Source organism: Mycolicibacterium novocastrense (assembly GCF_001499835.1).
GTDB classification, from domain to species: Bacteria; Actinomycetota; Actinomycetes; order Mycobacteriales; family Mycobacteriaceae; genus Mycobacterium; species Mycobacterium novocastrense.
This window is the reverse complement of sequence record NZ_LQIH01000017.1, coordinates 37,217-56,892: the sequence shown is the minus strand read 5'-3', so window position 1 is coordinate 56,892 and position 19,676 is coordinate 37,217. Positions and strand designations below refer to the sequence as shown.

Annotated in this window: 19 protein-coding genes; 7 read left to right on the top strand and 12 right to left on the bottom strand. The window is 67.2% G+C overall.

What is annotated here, in order from left to right; all coding sequences use genetic code 11:
* Positions 1-58: 58 nt before the first annotated feature.
* From AU072_RS14470 to AU072_RS14455, 4 genes are all read right to left on the bottom strand, one after another.
* Positions 59-1,276: an amidohydrolase family protein gene (locus AU072_RS14470; RefSeq protein WP_064414412.1), complete on the bottom strand. Its 1,218-nt coding sequence runs from the start codon at positions 1,274-1,276 to the stop codon at positions 59-61.
* Positions 1,273-2,136, bottom strand: coding sequence for an enoyl-CoA hydratase (locus AU072_RS14465; protein WP_064414411.1), 864 nt, complete (start codon positions 2,134-2,136; stop codon positions 1,273-1,275). Before AU072_RS14465 ends, AU072_RS14470 begins: the two co-directional genes overlap by 4 nt.
* A 121-nt stretch (positions 2,137-2,257) precedes the next feature.
* Positions 2,258-3,265: a dihydrodipicolinate synthase family protein gene (locus AU072_RS14460; RefSeq protein ID WP_064414410.1), complete on the bottom strand. Its 1,008-nt coding sequence runs from the start codon at positions 3,263-3,265 to the stop codon at positions 2,258-2,260.
* A 42-nt stretch (positions 3,266-3,307) separates the two neighbouring features.
* Positions 3,308-4,105 (bottom strand): SDR family NAD(P)-dependent oxidoreductase, encoded by a 798-nt coding sequence (locus tag AU072_RS14455; protein ID WP_064414409.1) that lies wholly within the window; start codon positions 4,103-4,105, stop codon positions 3,308-3,310.
* A gap of 228 nt (positions 4,106-4,333) precedes the next feature.
* On the opposite strand from AU072_RS14455, the gene AU072_RS14450 reads away from it, so the two are divergent.
* On the top strand, positions 4,334-5,065 hold the full coding sequence (locus AU072_RS14450) for a TetR/AcrR family transcriptional regulator (protein ID WP_064348943.1): 732 nt from the start codon (positions 4,334-4,336) through the stop codon (positions 5,063-5,065).
* Between the two features lie 94 nt (positions 5,066-5,159).
* Here the strand turns inward: AU072_RS14450 and AU072_RS14445 are convergent, their stop codons facing one another.
* The 4 genes from AU072_RS14445 to AU072_RS14430 all read right to left on the bottom strand — a co-directional run bounded on the left by AU072_RS14445 (position 5,160) and on the right by AU072_RS14430 (position 8,734).
* Positions 5,160-6,335: a thiolase family protein gene (locus tag AU072_RS14445; protein WP_064414408.1), complete on the bottom strand. Its 1,176-nt coding sequence runs from the start codon at positions 6,333-6,335 to the stop codon at positions 5,160-5,162.
* A gap of 64 nt (positions 6,336-6,399) precedes the next feature.
* Positions 6,400-7,305, bottom strand: coding sequence for an enoyl-CoA hydratase/isomerase family protein (locus AU072_RS14440; RefSeq protein WP_064414407.1), 906 nt, complete (start codon positions 7,303-7,305; stop codon positions 6,400-6,402).
* Between the two features lie 8 nt (positions 7,306-7,313).
* Positions 7,314-8,087, bottom strand: a complete 774-nt coding sequence (locus AU072_RS14435; protein ID WP_064414406.1) for a FadR/GntR family transcriptional regulator — start codon at positions 8,085-8,087, stop codon at positions 7,314-7,316.
* Positions 8,084-8,734: a hotdog family protein gene (locus AU072_RS14430; RefSeq protein WP_064414405.1), complete on the bottom strand. Its 651-nt coding sequence runs from the start codon at positions 8,732-8,734 to the stop codon at positions 8,084-8,086. The genes AU072_RS14435 and AU072_RS14430 overlap by 4 nt, the downstream gene beginning before the upstream one ends.
* A gap of 111 nt (positions 8,735-8,845) precedes the next feature.
* Between AU072_RS14430 and AU072_RS14425 the strand changes: the two genes are divergently transcribed.
* From AU072_RS14425 to AU072_RS14400, 6 genes are read left to right on the top strand one after another with little or no spacing between them, the layout of a single operon-like run.
* Positions 8,846-9,652 (top strand): enoyl-CoA hydratase-related protein, encoded by an 807-nt coding sequence (locus tag AU072_RS14425; RefSeq protein ID WP_064414404.1) that lies wholly within the window; start codon positions 8,846-8,848, stop codon positions 9,650-9,652.
* Between the two features lie 15 nt (positions 9,653-9,667).
* On the top strand, positions 9,668-10,477 hold the full coding sequence (locus AU072_RS14420; RefSeq protein WP_064414403.1) for an enoyl-CoA hydratase/isomerase family protein: 810 nt from the start codon (positions 9,668-9,670) through the stop codon (positions 10,475-10,477).
* Between the two features lie 2 nt (positions 10,478-10,479).
* Positions 10,480-11,283: an enoyl-CoA hydratase/isomerase family protein gene (locus tag AU072_RS14415; protein WP_064414402.1), complete on the top strand. Its 804-nt coding sequence runs from the start codon at positions 10,480-10,482 to the stop codon at positions 11,281-11,283.
* On the top strand, positions 11,283-12,749 hold the full coding sequence (locus tag AU072_RS14410) for a class I adenylate-forming enzyme family protein (RefSeq protein WP_064414401.1): 1,467 nt from the start codon (positions 11,283-11,285) through the stop codon (positions 12,747-12,749). Before AU072_RS14415 ends, AU072_RS14410 begins: the two co-directional genes overlap by 1 nt.
* The gene (locus AU072_RS14405) at positions 12,742-14,253 is read left to right on the top strand and encodes a class I adenylate-forming enzyme family protein (RefSeq protein WP_064414400.1); all 1,512 of its coding nucleotides are present in this window, start codon (positions 12,742-12,744) and stop codon (positions 14,251-14,253) included. The genes AU072_RS14410 and AU072_RS14405 overlap by 8 nt, the downstream gene beginning before the upstream one ends.
* Complete coding sequence (locus AU072_RS14400) at positions 14,246-15,736, top strand: class I adenylate-forming enzyme family protein (protein ID WP_064414399.1); 1,491 nt, start codon at positions 14,246-14,248, stop codon at positions 15,734-15,736. Before AU072_RS14405 ends, AU072_RS14400 begins: the two co-directional genes overlap by 8 nt.
* Here AU072_RS14400 and AU072_RS14395 read toward each other — a convergent pair.
* The 4 genes from AU072_RS14395 to fabG are packed head-to-tail and all read right to left on the bottom strand — an operon-like array spanning position 15,729 to position 19,554.
* Positions 15,729-16,397, bottom strand: coding sequence for a GntR family transcriptional regulator (locus AU072_RS14395; RefSeq protein ID WP_064414398.1), 669 nt, complete (start codon positions 16,395-16,397; stop codon positions 15,729-15,731). The two genes, AU072_RS14400 and AU072_RS14395, sit on opposite strands and share 8 nt — an antisense overlap.
* Before the next feature lie 3 nt (positions 16,398-16,400).
* Positions 16,401-17,594 (bottom strand): acyl-CoA dehydrogenase family protein, encoded by a 1,194-nt coding sequence (locus AU072_RS14390; RefSeq protein WP_064414397.1) that lies wholly within the window; start codon positions 17,592-17,594, stop codon positions 16,401-16,403.
* Positions 17,591-18,805: an acetyl-CoA C-acetyltransferase gene (locus tag AU072_RS14385; protein ID WP_064414396.1), complete on the bottom strand. Its 1,215-nt coding sequence runs from the start codon at positions 18,803-18,805 to the stop codon at positions 17,591-17,593. Before AU072_RS14385 ends, AU072_RS14390 begins: the two co-directional genes overlap by 4 nt.
* Positions 18,805-19,554 (bottom strand): 3-oxoacyl-ACP reductase FabG, encoded by a 750-nt coding sequence (gene fabG / locus AU072_RS14380; RefSeq protein WP_064414438.1) that lies wholly within the window; start codon positions 19,552-19,554, stop codon positions 18,805-18,807. The genes AU072_RS14385 and fabG overlap by 1 nt, the downstream gene beginning before the upstream one ends.
* Between the last annotated feature and the right edge of the window lie 122 nt (positions 19,555-19,676).

Genomic DNA, 19,676 nt, shown 5'->3' with positions numbered 1-19,676 from the left:
GACACGCCGCGATGCGCGGATGAAACCGCACAATGGCGCGTGATTCCGAAGGTCGGCATCACACGGCCGCGACGTTCGCGCCGAGCAGTTCGAGGGCGTTGTCGCGCATGACCTTTCGGGTGTCTTCGTGGCTGAACTCGGGGAACTGCGGGATGTCGGCGGTGAACGAGGTGGGATCTGCCAACCCCTCACCATGCGGCCAGTCGGACCCGAACAGAATCTTGTCCACACCGATGGTGTCGGCCAGCAGCTTCACGTCGTCCTCGTAGTACGGCGCGATCCAGACGTTGTTGCGCAGCTGCTCGACCGGATCCTCCTTGTAGTGGTACGGCGCGTTGTTGGCGGACTTCTTGAGCCGCTTGATCAGCCGGTAGACGAAGTAGGAACCGTTCTCGATGCTGACCACTCTGAGCTTGGGATGCCGGGTGAACACCTGGTGGACGATCATCGCGGCGATGGTGTCGTGGATGGCGCGGTCGTCCATGATCACCATGTCGAGCGGATCGCGCTTACCGAAGCCCTTGAACACACCGCTGCCGCCCCACAGCGCGGGGATCGCCATGTAGCCGGAGTCGGACAGGTGAAAGACCACCGGGACGCCCGCCTCGGCCAGACGCGCCCACACCGGGTCGTGCACCGGATCGCCGAGCGAGCGCGGCCGTACCTCACCCGGCACCGGCGCCGGCCGCACGCACACCAGCTTCGCGCCCCTGTTCAGGACGAATTCGACCTCCTCGATGGCCTTCTCGGGGTCGGCCAGCGAGATGATCGGCGCGGCGATGATGCGGTGATCGGGCCGGTCGAATCCCCAGTCCTCGTCGAGCCACAGGTTGAAAGCATGGACCGTCGCCATGGTGGCCGGGATGTCGTGCTTGAGTCCCTCCTCGACGCCGCACGCGAAAGTCGGCAGCATGAACACGGTTTCGAGGTTCTGCTTGTCGAGGATCTTCACGCGGGCGTCGCGGTCCTGGTACTCGGGATGATCGGCCAGCCGGTCGACCTTCATCAGCGACGCCGGGTCGACACCTTCGGGTATCTCGCCGCGGAACAGCAGGTCCAGGCAGCCGGGTTCGATGATCGGGTCGAACGTCGGGTTGGGGATGAAATGGTTGATCACACCGCCGAACACCGCGTACGTGCGTTTTCCGTCGGTCAGCATCTGCACGCCGCGGCTGCGGAACTCCTTGGGCAGGTGCCGGGTGCACGCGTCGAGCGGTTCGTAATAGTGGTTGTCGACGTCGATGGCCATGTAGTCCAGGGGCTGTGGTGCGCTCATGTCGCATCCTCCTCACGTGTCAGGGGCGGGAAGTTCGGGGGGCGCTTCTCGAAGAAACTCGTGATGCCCTCGAGGAAGTCGGGTCGTGCCATCGACTCGTGCATCAGCTTCTCGGCGTGGTCGCTGGCGTCGAAGACATCGCGCATGGTGTCTGCGTACACCTGTTGTTTGATCACCGCCAGGGAACTGGGCGCACAGTTGGCGGCGATGTCCTCGGCGTAGCCGATCGCGCGGGCCAGCAATTCGTCGGCTGCCACCACCTCGTTGACCACGCCCAGCCTGGCGGCCTCGTCGGCGAAGAACACCCGTCCCGACAGCAGCAGGTCCATGGCCACGCCGGTGCCGACGATGCGCGGCAGCATCCACGAGATGCCGTATTCGGCGATCAACCCGCGCCGGGCGAACGACGTCGTGAACTTGGCGCCCTCGGCCGCGAAGCGCACGTCGCACGCCAGCGCCAGCGTCAGCCCGATGCCCGCGCAGGCGCCGTTGACCGCGGCGATGACGGGTTTGCGCATGCCCATCAGGAAGTGCGGATGCCGGGCCCCGACGAGCTTGCCGACGTCGGTGTCGGCCGCGGCGTCGACCGTCGTCGCGCTGATCGTCGTCAGGTCGCCCATGTCGGCACCCGCGCAGAAGGCGCGGCCGCTGCCGGTGACGACGATCGCCCGCACCGCAGGGTCGGCTTCGGCGTCATCCATGCGTTCGTAGAACGTGCCGGCAAGTCCGCCGCCCCAACCGTTCATCCGGTCCGGCCTGTTGAGGGTGAGCACCGCTACCCCGGTGTCGAGCACCTCGTAGCGGACCGGCGCGTCATCGGAGTCGGAACGGGCGTCGACGACGTGGTCAGGAGCGCTCACCCAGCAGTCCTCCTCCAGCGGCGCGAGCTTTGTGAATGCTCATACTGTACACCTATCGGTAGCGCCTTCCGCAACCGCTGCCGCCGCCTGCCGAACGTGGTCGGACGGCACGTCGAGACGCTTACGCATCGACCAGTCCGAGCCGCCGATACGCGGCGTCGATCTGGGCTTTCGCCTCAGCGGGCAGCTGCGCCTGGGGCGGACGAGAGTGCGGATACTCCCCGATCGGCAGGCCCAGCACCGACGCCGCGTATTTGAACGCCCCGCCCCAGTGGGTGAAGTAGTCGGGCCGCCCCGGATAGCAGGTGAACCACGAGCCCATGTCGAGGTCGAACTGGTCGAGCCCGGACTCGCGCGCGTGGTCCATCGCCTCCACGAGTTTGTCGTTCACGATGAGCTCCCAGTACTCGCTGAACACGCGTCGCTCCGGGGTTTCGAACAGATAGCCGGCGGTGCCCAATTGCGCGGGGCAGACGATGCCGTCGCGCAGCCACCCGGCGCGGTACACGGTCTTGTCGCACTCCCACACCGCCAGACCGGGCGCCAACTCGTGCAGCATCCTGCTCGCCATCGGCCGGAAGGCGCCTTCCTTCGTCGCGCAGACCGCCGGAATCTCGTTGTAGATGGCGGCGCTTTCGGCCGGTGTCAGGACGTAGCCCGACGACGGCGAATTGAACATGCCCAATGCGATGTCGGTGCGGTCGGCGATGTAGCGGAAGAAGTTCAGCACACCCTGCCCGGCGTGCGCCTCCATCATCGGGGTCTGGATGTACACGATGTCGGCTCCGGCCTCCTGCGCGTGACGCGTGAGCTCCAGGCAGTCCTTGGCGGCCGTCGCCGCGGTGCACGCCTGCACGACGACATCGGGGTTGGCGGCGCGGCCCTCCTCGATCGCGATCTCCAGCAACCGCTTTCGCTCGTCGAGCGTCAGCGCCCAGAATTCGGCGATACCGCTTGTGCACCACAGCAGCGGATGATTCAACGCACCGACGCAGTGCCGCACCAGCGTCCGGTAGGCGTCCCAATCGATGTCGTCACCGTCGACGCCGCAGAACGGCGTGTAGAGCGAATCACCGATCCCGCGCAGATGATTGCGGGCCCACTCCCGGGCATCCTTCGCCGAAGCCACGATGACCTCCTCAGCCGATTCGATCGGATCTCACGTGAAGGCTCAGGTGAAATCTGAGCCCCCGTCGACGTTTACGTTGGCGCCGGTCATATACGAGTTGCGGCGGGAGGCGAGAAATGCGACAACGGGCGCGATTTCGTCGGGCAGCCCCGCGCGCGGGAGATGCGCCGGATGGCCGAAGTGCTCGCCGATGGCGGACATCAACGCGTACGGATCGTTGCCGTCGACGCCCACCGACTCGGCCCACCCGATCAGCGCTTCGGAGGCGATGCTGCCCGGAGAGACCACGTTGACCATGATCTCGTCGGGGGCCAGCAGCAGCGACAGGTTCTTCGAGATGCTCGTCAGCGCCGCTTTGGCGGCGGTGTAGGCGGGCAGGATCACGCTCTGCCGTTGCGTCGAATGTGCGGAGAAGTTGACCACCCGCGCCCATTCGGCCGCGCGCAACAGCGGTAAAGCCGAGCGCACGCAGTGCACCATGCCCATCACGCCGCTGTCGAACGCGATGCGCCACTGCTCGTCGGTGAGGTCTTCGAAGGTGCCGACCGCGTCGGGACCGACGGCGTTGACCAGGATGTTGAGCCGACCGTCCCAGCGCTGTGCGACTTCGTCGAAGGCTCGCTGCACCTGGTCGGCGTCGGTGGTGTCGGCGCTCAGCGCGAGCGTGTCCGGGCTTCCGATTTCGGCGAGGGCGGTCGCCGCGTCTGCGAGGACATCCGGCGTCCGCCCGACAACCGCGATCCTGGCCCCGTCCTCGGCCAGGCAGCGCGCCGTCGCAAAACCCATCCCGCGCCCGCCGCCGACCACGACGGCGGTGGCGTCCTTCAGCCCGAGGTCCATGCGGCCTTTCGCTCACCCGATTGCGTAGAAAAGCTTACTATAGGACTTACAGTAGAACAGCGAAATCACCGTGGAGACCGGCGACGGAATGGCTGCCAGTATGGTTGACGGCAACGGCGTGGCCGCGACACCCCTGCATTGGCGCAGATCAGAGGCGGCTGACGGTACATTCAGGTCCACCAACCCGCTTTGCAGGCTGCGCGCGGCTAATTCGATGGAGGTGCCCTAGTGGCAAGGCAGGCGACCGCGGAGAAGCGTCAACGACGCGAGCGCGGATCGATCAATCCCGACGACATCATCAAGGGCGCCTTCGAACTCGCCGAACAGGTGGGCATCGACAACCTGTCCATGCCGCTGCTCGGTAAGCATCTCGGCGTCGGCGTCACCAGCATCTACTGGTACTTCCGCAAAAAGGACGATCTCCTCAACGCGATGACCGACCGCGCACTGCGCCAGTACGTGTTCGCCACGCCCTATGTGGAGGCCAAGGATTGGCGCGAGACGTTGCGCAACCATGCGCGCACCATGCGCAAGACGTTCATGGGCAACCCGATTCTGTGCGACCTGATCCTCATCCGGTCGGCGCTGAGCCCCCGGGTGGCCAAGCTGGGCGTGCAGGAGGTCGAGAAAGCGATCGCGGGCCTGGTCGAGGCGGGTCTGTCGGCCGAGGATGCGTTCGACACGTACTCGGCGGTCTCGGTGCATGTCCGCGGATCCGTTGTGCTGCACCGCCTTCGGGAGAAGAACCGGGCCGCCGACGAGGGCCCCAGCGACCTCGAGGAGACCATGAGCATCGACGCCGACAGCACACCGCTGCTGGCGCTGGTCACCGAGAAGGGCCACCACATCGGTGCGGCCGACGACAAGAACTTCGAGTTCGGCCTCGAGTGCATCCTCGACCGGGCGGAACGCCTGATCGAGGACGCCGGTAAGGCCAAGAAGACGGCCCGCAAGCGCTGACTTCTGGGCTTGCGCCCTCGTTTGTGGATCTGACGACGTTTCGCGGTGAAATTCGTCGCCAGATGCACAATCGAGCGGCGGTGGGCTGGACCGCCTACACCTCCACGACGACGGCGCCGCCCTGGCCGCCGCCGGCACACATCGCCGCGACTCCGATTCCGCCGCCGCGCCGCTGCAGCTCGTAGACCAGCGTGGTGACCATCCGCGCACCCGATGCCGCGATGGGATGGCCGAGGCTGCAACCACTTCCGGAGAAGTTCACAAGCTCCTCGTCGATCCCGTACTCGCGGCACGCCGCGATCGGCACCGATGCGAACGCCTCGTTGATCTCCCACAGCGCGACGTCGGACGGCTTGAGGCCGGCGCGGTCGAGCACCTTGCCGATCACCTTCACCGCGCCGAGTCCGCAGTCGCGCGGCGGCACACCCGCTGCGGCCCAGGCTTTCACGGTGGCCAGCCTGGTGAGGTTGTTGGCGCCGGCGTAGTCGGCGTCGACGAGCGCCACCGCCGCCGCCGCGTCGTTCGTGCCGCTGCTGTTGCCCGCGGTGATCGAGAAGCCCTCGATCTCGGGGTGCAGCGGTTTGAGACCCGCCAGCTTCTCAACGGTGGTGTCGCGGCGCGGATGCTCGTCGACACTGAACTCGGTGACCGAACCGTCGAACTGCTGCACCTTCAGCGGCACGATCTCGTCGACGAACTTGCCCGCGTCCATCGCGGCGATCGCGCGCTGGTGCGACCGCGCCGCCCAGGCGTCCATCTCCTCGCGCGTGATGCCGACCGCCTGCGCGGTGTTCCATCCGACGGTGATCGACATGTCCCGTGTCGGCGCGTCAGGCGTCTCGACGTGGGTGGGCGGCATCCACTTCTCTTCGAACTTCAGTTCAGGGCCCGGGATACGCCAGTTGACCAGGGGCGTCATCGACAGCGACTGCACACCGCCGGCGATCAGCGCGCGCTCCATGCCGGAACCGATCTGCGCTGCCGCGTTGCCGATCGCAGTGAGGCTGCCCGCGCAGTGCCGGTTCACCGACTGGCCCGGAACATCGGGCAGCCCGCAGGCGTCGGCCGCGTAGCGCGCCAAATCGCCGCCGCCGTAGTGGGATTCGGCGAAGATGAGGTCGTCGATGTCGTTGGGGTCGATACCCGAGCGACGGATCACCTCCGGCAGGACGGCGGTGATCAGCGTCTCCGGCGGGGTGTTGACCAGCGTGCCCTTGAACGAGCGGCCGATCGCGGTCCTGGCGGCACCGACGATGACGGGTGTTCCCATGTTTCTACCTCGGGTTTCGACGTTAGCGGCGTTACAAAACTAGCAGCTAGTGTAGCGGACCCGGCTACTCGGGCTCGGGTACGTGGAAATGCTCGTCACGCAGCCGGAACGCTTCCTTGGTGCCGTGTTGCGCGCGGGTCTTGACGAAGTTGAACTCACCCTCTGCGAACTGCAGGTTCGTCCCGTACGCGTGGAACAGGTAGCTCGCCACCTCTTCGCCCTGGTAGGCCTGGCTTTGCTCGACGAGGCGGAACGCCTCCTTGGCGATCACGACTCCGTCGGCGGGCATCTTGGCGGCCTTCTCCGCCCAATACCGGGCCCGTGCAGCGACCTTGTCGGCCTCGCAGGTCTCGGTGAAGACGCCGAGGTGCTCGACCGCGCCGGCCTCGATGATGTCGCCGGTCAGCAGCAGCCGGCGGGCCAGCACCGGTCCCAGGCGGTGGAAGAACATGTGCAGGCTGCCCAGCGCGGGCCCGAGGAAGCGGGTCGCGGGCATGCCGATCTTCGTGGTGCGGGCGATGACGGAGATATCGGTCATCAACGCCATCTCGAAGCCGCCGCCCAGCGCATACCCGCTGATCTCCCCCACCGTGACCTTCGGGAAGCCCATGAAGTTGTGGTAGAAGCCGAAGGACTTGCGGTCCACCGTCAATCGTCGACGTTGGCTCGGGCGCCGCTTCGCCTGCGCCGAGTCCTTTGCCTTCCGCTCTTCGCGCGAGCGCTCATCGCCATCGCCGTACCAGCCGTACGCGTTGTTCATATCGGCCCCCGTGCTGAACACCCCCTCGGCGCCGCGCAGCAGGACGACGGTGATGTCGTCGTCCTCGGCGACCTGGTCGAGGTGACGGCCCACCGTCTCGCGCATCGCCGCGTCGTAGGAGTTGCGCTGCGCGGGGTTGTTCAACGTGATGGTCGCGATCCGCTTGTCGCGGTCGACGTCGAACAGCACGCGGTCATCGGCGTTGGTCATGGGTGTCCTCACTGAACATCGGAAATGAGCTTGGCCTCAATGGTTTTGTCCGTTCCGGCCGCGAGCGTGTTGCGCCGGGCGACCGCAAGATGGTCGGCGGCCAGCTTCGCGGCACGGGACTGGTTGCCGTCGCGGATCGCGTCGAGCAGGCGTTGGTGATCCCGCAGCGCGGCCCGCATCGTCTTGTCGTTCATCGGATCGGCTCCGGTCTCGTCTCCCCACACCGACGACTCGTGCGCCGACCAGATCAGCTCCAAGGAGCCGATCAACAGGATCATCGGCTCGTTGCCGCAACGGGAGACGATCGTTTCGTGGAACCGCCGGGCGTTGGGGACGTATCGTGCCGGGTCGTCGAATTCGTCGATCTGCCTTCGTATCTCGCCCTCGAGATAGGGTACGACCTCGGTCATGCGGTCGGCCCTGGCGGCGCACATGCTCGCGCAGATCGGTTCGAGGTGCAGCAACGCGCCGCTGACGTCCGCCGGTGTCGCCGAGCGGGCCTGCAACACCATACTGATCATGTGCGCGGTCCGGTCCGCCGACGGTTGGTGCACGATCGCACCGCCCATATTGCCCCGCCGCACCGAGATCAGTCCGTCCGTCTCGAGGATGTGGATCGCCTCCCGCAACGCCGGAGGGCTCACTCCGAACTCGGCGAGCAGGCCGTCTTGAGACGGCAGCACATCGCCCTCCTTGAGCCGCCCGGACAGGATGTCGTCGCGCAACCGCGCGGCGATGATCTCCGCGACTCGCGGCTGACGAATCCTGTGCGCGTTGGTCATTTCGTCCGGCGCTTCCCGAACTGAAATACCGACAGCCGCTCTGGTGAGGACGCCGACGTGCTGAACTCGCCGGTGCACAACACCTCGTCACCGAGCAGCAGCCGTGCCGTGGACGTCACGCGACCGTCGGCCTCCGCGCGGGTCACGTCGAATCTCAGCTCGGTGAGGATCGGCGTCGGCCTGCGGAAGGTGACGGTCAGCGAGCGGGTCTTGCCGGTTCGGCCGGTCGCGCAGCTGTGGTGCTGGGTCACGCAGTCGAAGAACACCGCGAGGAATCCACCGTTGACCAGGCCCGGCGGACCTTCGAACACGACCGGAAACGTGACCCGGCCCGACGCGGAGTCGGCGTCCAGTTCGTCGACGGTGTATTCGGGAAACGCCGGGTTGTACGCGCCGATGTCGAAGGCGTGGTCGAGGTAGACGCGTTGTGACTCGGTGGCGTCGGGTCCGATGCGCGGTGTCGGATCCGGGGGTGCGGCCGACGCCAGCTCGCGTTCCCACTCGTCGATCTGGCGCAACATCACATCGACGGTCGGGTGTTCGTGTTCGAGCGAGAGCAGCAGACTGCTGAGCCGGCGAAGGGCGCCCGCGGCGGCGACAGTCTGCGCCAGCGGTTGCTCGCCGTAGCTGGGCGTGTCCTGTGCCATCGATGGCCTCTCGTCGGCGGCGCCGTCTATTCGACCGCTGTCCTTGCTAACTTGTACAAGATAGCAATACTGTATGTCTAACCGTAAAGCTCGAGATTGGCGGATTCAACGGTGACCGATGCGGCCGACGAGGGCGTGGTGCAGACATCACGCGACGACGCGATACTGCGCATCACGCTGAGCCGGCCCGCCCGGCGTAACGCGTTGAGCCGCAGCATGACCGACACACTCGTAGCGACGTTGACCGCCGCCGCCACCGACGACTCTCTGCGGGTCGTGCACATCCGCGGCGACGGGTCGGATTTCTGCGCGGGGGTGGACTGGGTGGCGTCCAACGCCGGTGGTCAGCGCCCGCGGACCGGGGATATCGTCCGGCGCCAACCCCACACCGCACACCGGGTCGTCGAACTGATCCACACGCTGCACCTGCCGGTGGTGTGCACGGTGCGCGGATGGGCCGCTGCCCTGGGGTGCAACCTCGCGCTGGCAGCCGACTTCACCGTCGCCGCGGAAGACGCCGTGTTCTGGGAGCCGTTCCTCGGCCGCGGTTTCAGCCCCGACTCGGGCTCGTCCTGGCTGTTGCCCCGGCTCATCGGCCTGGCACGCGCCAAGCGGATGCTGCTGCTGGGCGAGAAGGTCAGCGGCGCCGACGCGGCCGAGTGGGGCCTGATCCACGCCGCGGTACCTGAATCCGAATTATCCGCGGTGAGCGACGAACTCGTCGAGCGGTTGGCCTCCGGACCGACCGTCGCGCTCGGCCTGGCCAAACAGTCCATCCACTACGGCCAGCACGCATCGCTCTCCGACACGATGAGCAGGGAGCTCTACAACGTCGAGTTATCCTGCCGGACGACCGATTTCAAAGAAGGACTGGCGGCGTTCCGTGACAAGCGCCCGCCGAAATTCCAAGGGCGCTGACGGATAGGAACAAGAATGTCCCACACCTTTGACGACATCAAATACGAAGTCGACGGGCACAAGGCCACGATCACCTTGAACCGGCCGAATGCGCTCAACGCGCTGAGCCCGCACATGGTCACCGAACTTCGCGCCGCCTACGACGAAGCCGAGAACGACGACGACATCTGGCTCCTGATCGTGACCGGCACGGGCCGCGCGTTCTGCACCGGCGCCGACGTCGGCGAGATCCCCGAGGACGGCCGCGTCATCTACGAGCGGCCGTACCTGTCCACCTACGAACAGTGGGAGGCCCCGCAGGAGGGCACTCCCCCGTTCCGGCGGATGGCCAAGCCGGTCCTGACCGCGGTGAACGGATTGTGTTGTGGCGCGGGGCTGGACTGGATCACCACCGGCGACATCGCGATCGCCTCCGACAAAGCCACGTTCTTCGATCCGCACGTGAGCATCGGGCTGGTCGCGGGACGCGAAATGGTCCGCCTGGCGCGGATCCTGCCCCGCAACATCGCGCTGCGCATGGCGCTGATGGGGAAACATGAGCGGATGAGTGCCGAACGGGCCTACGAGCTGGGGATGATCAGCGAAGTGGTGGAGCACGACCGGCTGTTGGAGCGCGCGCACGAGATCGCCGACATCGTGAACTCCAATGCCCCGCTTGCGGTCCGTGGCACCCGGTTAGCCATCCACAAGACGCTGGACCTACCGCTGCACGAGGCCGAGATCCTCGCCGAGACGTTCCGTGAGCGGGTGGTACGCACCGACGACGCCGCCGAGGGACCCAAGGCGTTCATGGAGAAACGCGCCCCCAACTGGCAGTGCCGATGACCATGGAGATAGACCCGACGACGCCGTCGTTCGAGACCATCATCGTCGAGGTGGACGCCACCGACCACGTCGCGACCATCACGCTGAACCGACCGGAGTCGCTGAACGCCTTCAACCGCACGATGTGCGAGGAGATGTCGCAGGCCTGGCACCTCGTCAAGACCGACGACGCCGTCAACGCGGTGGTGCTTCGCGCGGCGGGCGACCGCGCGTTCAGCGCGGGCCTGGACATCAAGGCGTCCTATGGCCAGCCGGACAACGTGTGGAACCACGAGGATCCCGGCGAGCACCTCAGCCCGAAGTGGCAGAAGATGTGGAAGCCGGTCGTCTGCGCGGTACAGGGCATGTGCACCGCGGGGGCGTTCTACTTCCTCAACGAGGCCGACGTGGTCATCTGTTCGCAGGATGCCACCTTCTTCGACTCCCACGTGAGCGCCGGCCTGGTGTGCGCGCTGGAGCCGATCGGGCTGATGCGCCGCGTCGGGCTGGCCCAGTCGCTGCGAATCGCGTTGATGGGTAACGACGAACGCGTCAGCGCCACCACGGCACTGCAGATGGGCCTGGTGACCGAGGTGGTGCCCGCCGACCGCCTGTGGACACGCGCACATGAGATCGCCGCCGGCATCGCCGCAAAGCCACCGTCGGCGACACAAGGCACCGTCAAGGCGATCTGGGAGTCGCTGGAGAAGCCGTACCGCGCGGCGATGGAGCAGAACCTGATCTACACCCGGCTGGGCAATCCGCTCGGTCAGGCCGAGTTGGCCCAGGCGCCGCCGATCGCGCGGCCCGAACCGAGGATCCGATGATGGGTGATCACCCGCTGCGCCAACGCATCAGCGATGTCCTCGCCCTCGATGCGGACGCGCCCGCCATCGAATACGACGGCGAATGGCTCACGTGGGGCCAGCTGGCCCAGTTGGCCGCCCAGATCCACGGTGTCGGGGTGACGGGTCGACAGGTGGGAATGTTGTTGCGTAACACGCCCGCCCACGTCGCGAGCTTCCTCGGTGTCCTGCTCGGCGGGGGCACCGTGGTGGTCGTCAACCCATCCCGCGGCGACGACCGCATCAGGGCCGACCTCGACGCGCTTGCGCTACCGGTGGTGATCGGCGAACAGGAGGACCTGACGCGGTTGGTGCGCACTCCGGGCACCGACATGGTGGCGATCTCGACGGTCTCCGATCCCATCCGCCTGACCGCGGCGCGCGCCCTGGTGCCAGAGGAGAACCGCATCGGTGTCGCGGTGCGGATGCTGACCAGCGGCACGACGGGGCCGCCCAAGCGGATCGATCTCACCTACGACATGTTGGCGCACAGCGTGATCGGCAAAGGTTTCGACGAAGCGCCACCGCCGAGGCAACTGCGGGGCGGGGTGGCCATCGTCAACGCGCCGCTGGTGCACATCGGTGGGGTCTTTCGGGTGCTGCAGTGCGTCTGCGAGGGGCGCTCGTTCGTCCTGCTCGACCGCTTCGAGCTGAACCGCTGGGCCGACGCGGTGCGACGGCACCGTCCACGCGCGGTGTCGCTCGTGCCGGCCGCACTGCGCACGGTGTTGCACTCGGAGCTGACCCGCGACGATCTGGCCGGCATCCAAGCGGTCACCTCCGGAACCGCACCGCTGTCCGCCGAGGACGCCGACGCGTTCACCGAGAAGTTCGGCATACCGGTTCTGACGTCCTACGCCGCAACCGAGTTCGGCGGCGGGGTCGCCGGCTGGACGCTGGCCGATCACCACCAGTACTGGCAGACCAAGCGGGGCAGTGTGGGGCGAGCCAGCCTCGGCGCACAGCTGCGCGTCGTCGACCACGACGGGCGCCCCCTCGGCGTCGATGCGCCCGGCCTGCTCGAGGTCAAGCCGGGCCAGTTGGGCCCGGCAGCGGACTGGATGCGCACCACCGACATGGCCCGCATCGACGGCGACGGGTTCGTGTGGATCCTGGGACGCGCCGACCAGGCGATCATCCGCGGCGGTTTCAAGGTCATGCCCGACGATGTTCGCGCAGCACTGGAGAGCCACCCCGCGGTGCACAGCGCCGCCGTCGTCGGTCGCCCCGACAAACGACTCGGCGAGACACCGGTGGCGATGGTGCAGCCCCGCGAACCCGTCGATGCCGCGACGCTCGAGGAGTTCCTGCGAAACCGCCTGGCCCGCTACGAGGTTCCCACGGCGATCGCGATCGTCGAACAGATGCCGTGCACGCCGTCGGGTAAGCCCGACCTGAGCGCGGTGCGGCAGTACTTCACAGTCGAAGCCACCGTCGACAATGCCTGATCGCACCGTCGGCTCGGTCCTGCGAGCGCAGGCCGCCGCGCGCGGTGATCACCCTCTGCTGATCTGCGATGCGGACCGGTTGAGCTATGCCGACGCCGAACGCCGATCGGCCCTGCTGGCTCGGGGGCTGATCGGACTCGGCGCGGGCAAGGGCACGCACGTCGGTGTGCTGTATCCGAACGGGTCGGCGTTCGTCGTCGCGATGCTGGCCGCCGCGCGGATCGGCGCCGTCGTCATCCCGGTCTCGACGCTGGCGACCGCACCGGAAATGCGCGAACAACTCGGCCACGCCGACGTCGAGATCCTCTTGGCCACAGCGTCGTACCGGTCCCACGACTACCGGCAACGGCTCGCCGATGTCACGGGCCTTCCGCTGCTGCGCCACGTTCTCGTCGACACCGAGCTCACGCAGCTCGCCGACGCCGAACTGCTGACCGCGCTCGAAGACGACGTCGAGCCGTGCGACGAGTTGGCGATCATCTACACGTCGGGGTCGACCAGCGCGCCCAAGGGCGTGGTGCACACACACGCAGGACTGCTCGACCACCAGGTGGTGCTCAACGAGATCCGCGGGCTGACCGCCGATGTGAAGCTGTTCAGCAATTCGCCGTTCTTCTGGATCGGCGGGTGCGCCTACTCCGTACTGGCCACGCTGCTCGCAGGCGCAACGCTGTTGTGCTCCAACGCCGTCGATGCCGGCGAGACGCTCGATCTGCTGGAGGCCGAGAAGCCGACGATGACCAACGGGTTCGTGGCCGGTATCGCACACCTGGCCCGCCACCCCAGCCTGCCGAGCCGCGATCTGTCGTCGATCAGGCGAGGCAACCTGTACCCGATCATGGCACCCGACGTCCGGCCCGCCGACCCCGAACTACGCCACACCATGCTCGGCATGACCGAATCCGGCAGCGTCATCCTGGCCTGCGCCGACGAATCCGATCAGCCCGAGCACCGGCGCGGATCGTTCGGCAAGCCGGTACCCGGGTTCGACGTCAAGGTCGTCGATCCCGACACCGGAGCGCCCGTGGGCGCCGGCGCCGTCGGTGAACTGTGCGCTCGTGGGCCGTTCATGATGCAGCGGTATTACAAACGCAGCCGCGAGGAGTGCTTCGACGCCGACGGCTGGTTCCGCACCGGCGACCTCGTCCGCACGGATGCCGACGGCTTCTTCTATTTCGTCGGCCGCCGCGGCTCGATGATCAAGACCGCGGGCGCCAATGTCGCACCCGCCGAGGTGGAACGGGCGATCGCTAAGGTCACCGACGGCGCCGTCGCGCACGTGATCGGCCTCCCCGACGCCGACCGCGGCCAGCTCGTCGCCGCGGTCGTCGCGCTGGAGGACGGCGCGTCGTTCGACGAGGCCTCCTGCCGCGAACGACTGAAGGCCGAGTTGTCTGCCTACAAGATCCCCCGGCGGTTCGCCGCCGTGCCCGCTGCTCACATCCCGGTGTTGTCGAGCGGAAAGGTCGACTTGTCCCGTTTGGCAGAGGTTTTCGATGTCTGACACGATCGACGCGGTGGTGCGGCTGCGAGCCGCCGAACATGGCGACAAGCCGGCGGTGGTCGACCCGTCGGCCAGGATGACCTACGCCGAGCTCGACGCCACCACGCATGAGCTGGCCGCGGCCTTCGTGGCTGCGGGCGTGGGCAAGGGCAACCGGGTCGCCTTGATCATGCCCAACAGCGTCGAGTGGGTGCGGATCGCGATCGCGCTGACCCGCATCGGCGCCGTGCTCGTGCCGTTGAGCACGCTGCTGCAGCCACCCGAACTCGCTGCCCAGCTTCGCATGGCCGCGGTGCAGTTCGTGGTGGCCGTCGAGGAGTTCCGCGGCCACCGCTACCTCGACGACGTCCGCGCCGAGCGCGGCAGTCTTCCTGCCCTGCGCCAGGTTTGGCGCGCGGACCGGCTGCCCCCGCGCGGCGCGGCGCCCGTCGACGAGATCACGGCCGCGGTCACGCCGAGCGACACGTTGGCGATCATGTTCACCTCCGGCAGCAGTGGCCCGCCCAAGGGAGTGATCCACTCGCACGGCAACGCTTTGGGCGCGGTGCGATCCGGTCTGGCGGCGCGATGCATCTTCGCCGACACCCGGTTGTATCTGCCGATGCCGTTCTTCTGGGTGGGCGGGTTGGCCGGCGGTCTGCTGTCCGCGTTGCTGACCGGCGCGACGTTGGTGACCGAGGAGATCCCGCGACCGGAGACGACCTTGCGGCTGCTCGAACGTGAACGCGTCACCCTGTTCCGCGGCTGGCCCGACCAGGCGCAGGCGATGGCACGCGCCAACACCACCGCGGGAGCTGACCTTTCGGAGCTGCGGCCCGGCAGCATGGAGGCGTTGCTGCCACCCGAGCAGCGCGCGGCCCCCGGCGCGCGGGCCAACTTGTTCGGGATGACCGAATCGTTCGGCCCGTACTGCGGCTATCCCGCCGACACCGATATGCCACGCTCGGCATGGGGCAGTTGCGGAAAACCGTTCGACGGTATGGAGGTCCGCATCGTCGACACCGACAGCGGTGTGCCGGTGCCGACCGGGACCATCGGGATGATCCAGATCCGCGGGCCACACGTCATGCGAGGAATCTGCCGACGCAGCCGCGAAGACGTGTTCACCCCTGACGGCTTCTACCCCACCGGTGACCTCGGGCATGTCGACGACGAGGGCTTCATGTTCTCTCACGGTCGCTGCGATGACATGTTCAAGGTCAGCGGCGCGACGGTCTATCCCAGCGAGGTGGAGCGCGCGTTGCGGACCATCGACGGCGTGCACAACGCGATCGTGACCGACGTGGCGGGTGCCGTCGGCGCCGCCGTGGTGTCGGAACGCCCCGTCGACGAGTTGCGCGCAGAGGCGCGAATCCGGTTGAGCGCCTTCAAGGTCCCGACGGTGTGGCTTGTCACGGGCAACGACGGCGACCTCCCCCGCAAGGCGTCGGGCAAGGTCGACGTCCTGGCGCTGCGCGAGGTCCTGCGGGATCAGGTCAGGTGACCACGCCCCGCTCGGTGAGGTGGTCGATTAGGGGCTTCGCGCCCGCGGCGAGGTGCTCGGACATCTCGGCGCGCGCGAGGGCCTGGTCGTGCTGTTCGAGCGCCGCCAGCAGCCTGCGGTGGTGATCGTTCGACTTCTCCGGCCAACCCGCGATGACCGGGAACACCGATTCGGGGGCGTAGCGGGTGATCTGCGACATCAGCTGCGCCAGCTTGGGCGAGTCCGCGGCGACATTGATCGCGCGGTGGAATTCGTGGTTGAGCCGTACCGCCCGCTCGTCGTCGGCGGCGGCGTACGCGGATTCCAGGTCGGTCTGGATCTGCTTCAGGTCGCGTAACTGCTCGTCGGTGATGTTGGCCGCGGCGCGCGCCGCGAGCTCACCGCCGATGTAGGCCTGAACATTCGACACGTCGGTGAGATCGCGGCCGGTCACCGGCAGCACGACGAATCCGCGCCGCGGCTGTTGGGCCAGAAGCCCTTCGGCCTTCAACTCGAACAGCGCCTCGCGGACCGGGGTGACACTGATGCCGAGCTCGGCGGCCAATTGATCCAGCCGCACGTACTCACCGGCGGCGTAGGTTCCGTCGAAGATGCGTTTGCGCACGAAACGTGCGACGTCCTCGGCGAGCTGGGGCCGGAAGGCGAATTCGGGCGCTGTCATCGGTCATACCTGATAGTCGGCGAGCAGGCGCTTGCTGATGATGTTCTTCTGGATCTCGCTCGTGCCCTCGCCGATCAACAGGAACGGCGCGTCGCGCATCAACCGCTCGATCTCGTATTCCTTCGAGTACCCGTAGCCGCCGTGGATCCGGAAACTCTGCTGGGTGACCTCCGCGCAGAACTCGCTCGCGAGGTACTTCGCCATGCCGGCCGCGACGTCGTTGCGTTCTCCGGAGTCCTTCAACCGGGCGGCGTTGACCATCATCAGATGGGCAGCCTCGACTTTGGTTGCCATTTCGGCCAATTGGAAGGCGATGGCCTGGTGCTCGGAGATCGGCTTGCCGAACGTCTGCCGCTGCTGGGCATAGCGGACCGCCAGTTCGAAGGCGCGGATGCCCACACCGCACGCCCGCGCCGATACGTTGACCCGGCCGACCTCGATCCCGTCCATCATCTGGAAGAAGCCCTGCCCCGGCGCCTCGCCGAGGATGTCGCCGGCCTTCGCCAGGTAGCCGTCGAAGATCAGCTCGGTGGTGTCGATGCCCTTGTAGCCGAGCTTGTCGAGCTTGCCGGGGATGGTCAGGCCAGGCGCGACTTCCCCATAGCCGACCGGCTTTTCGACCAGGAACGCGGTCAGGTTGCGATGCGGTTTGTCGGCCCCCTCGTCGGTGCGCACCAGCACCGCGATCAGTGTGGACGTGCCACCGTTGGTCAACCACATCTTCTGGCCGTCGATCCGGTAGGTGCCGTCGTCGTTGCGGGTGGCCCGCGTCCGGATCGCGGCGACATCGGATCCGAGTTCGGGCTCGGACATCGAAAACGCGCCGCGCGTCTCCCCCGTCGCCATCCGCGGCAGGTAGTGCTGCTTCTGCGCATCGGTGCCGTGCTGGCGGAGCATGTAGGCGACGATGAAGTGGGTGTTGAGCACACCGGAGATACTCATCCAGCCGCGCGCCAACTCCTCGACGCACAGCGCGTACGTCAGCAGCGATTCGCCGAGACCGCCGTACTCCTCCGGGATCATCAACCCGAACAGTCCCATCTCCTTCATCGCATCGACGATGGCCTGCGGGTAGGTGTCGGTCTTCTCGAACTCCGGCGCGTTCGGGATGATCTCCTTCTCGACGAATTGGCGTACGGTGGACAGGATTTCGGTCTGTACATCGGTCAGGCCGACCGTCTGGGCGAGTTTCGTCATGCGCCGATCCTCTCGAACACCGCGGCCAGCCCCTGGCCTCCGCCGATGCACATGGTCTCCAGACCGTAGCGGGCGCCGCGCCTGGTCAGCTCGCGCGCCAGCGTCGCCAGCATCCGCCCGCCCGTCGCACCGACGGGGTGCCCCAACGAGATTCCCGAACCGTGCACGTTCGTGCGTTCGGTGTCCGCCGCGCCGAAATTCCACTCCCGCATCACCGCAAGGGCCTGTGCGGCGAACGCCTCGTTCAGCTCGATCAGGTCGATGTCGGTCAACGACAGTCCCGCCTTGGCCAGCGCAACCTCGGTGGCGGGCACGGGCCCGATCCCCATGATGTTGGGCGCCACACCCGCCGAACCCCATGACACCAGCCGCACCAGCGGCGTCAGCCCCAGCTCGTCGGCCTTGTCACGCGTGGTCACCACGCACATCGATGCGGCGTCGTTCTGGCCGCTCGCGTTGCCCGCGGTGACCGTCGCCTCCGGATCCTGCTTGGCGAGAACCGGTCGCAGCTTCGCCAGCGATTCGAGCGACGTGTCCGGGCGCGGGTGCTCGTCGGTGTCGATCACCTCCTCGCCCTGCCGGGTGCGCACGGTGACGGGGATGATCTCCTCGGCCAGGATGCCGGCCTTCTGGGCGGCCACCGCGCGGCGATGCGACGTCACGGCGAGCTCGTCCTGCTCCTCACGGGAGATGCCGTACTGCCTGCGCAGGTTCTCGGCGGTCTCGAGCATCCCGCCGGGCACCGGGTAGTCCCGGCCACCGGCGGTGGTGCGTCCGCGGGCCAGCGAATCGTGCAGCATGACGCCGCCGGACTTGGACCCCCACCGGATATCGGTCGAGTAGAACGTCACGTTGCTCATGCTCTCGGCACCGCCCGCGACCACGACGTCGTTGTCACCGTTGGCAACCTGCAGACAGGCCTGGACGACGGCTTGCAGACCCGAACCGCAGCGCCGGTCGACCTGCATGCCGGGCACGGTCACCGGCAGCCCGGAATCCAGCGCCACCACGCGTCCGATGGCGGGCGCCTCGCTGCTCGGATAGCAGTGCCCCAGGATCACGTCCTCGACCGCTTCGGCCTGAATTCCGGTGCGCTCCAGCAGACCCTTGAGCGCGGTGACGCCGAGATCGACGGCCGTCAGCGATTTGAACATTCCGCCGTAGCGGCCGATCGGCGTGCGCACCGGTTCGCAGATGACGGCCTCGCGCATCAGACGTACCTCCCGCCGGTGACCTCGAGGACGGTGCCGGTCATGTACGACGACAGGTCGCTGGCCAAAAAGAGCGCGACCTTGGCCACCTCGTCGGGCTCACCCGCGCGACCCATCGGCACCTCGGCGAGCTTTTGATCCCAAATGCGTTGCGGCATCGCCTCGGTCATCGCGGAGCGGATCAATCCGGGCTGAATCGCGTTGACCCGCACGCCCAGATGGGCGAGTTCCTTGGCGGCAGCCTTGGTCATGCCCACGATGCCGGCCTTGGCCGCCGAATAGTTCGTCTGCCCGACCAGGCCGACCTTGCCCGAGATCGACGACATGTTGATGATTGCGCCGCGCTTGTTCTCGCGCATGATCGGTGCGGCCGCCTTCAGCCCGTTCCATGTGCCCTTGAGGTGCACGGCGATGACCTGATCGAACTGCTCTTCGGTCATCTTGCGAAGCGTTGCGTCACGGGTGATCCCGGCGTTGTTGACCATGATGTCCAGACCACCGAACCGCTCCACGGCGGCACCGACCAGGGCCTCGACGTCGTCGGCCTTCGTGACGTCGCTCCGCACCGCGATCGCGACCGGATCTTTCGAGGCACCTCCGAGTCGCTCGGCCGCCGCCTCGGTCGCCGCCAGATCCAGATCGCCCAGCACCACCCGGGCACCCTCGGCGATAAACCGTTCGGCGATCGCGTATCCCAAGCCCTGTGCCCCTCCGGTCACGACCGCCGTCTGTCCGGCCAACAGCGACACCTGATCACCCCTTCCGCTGGTCAAGGCCCACCCAGGGCCGCATCAATCGAACATCATATTTCATATATGATCGCGTCCATTCGATGGCCCGACCGGTCATACGGCGCGGGCGTTCGCCGTCG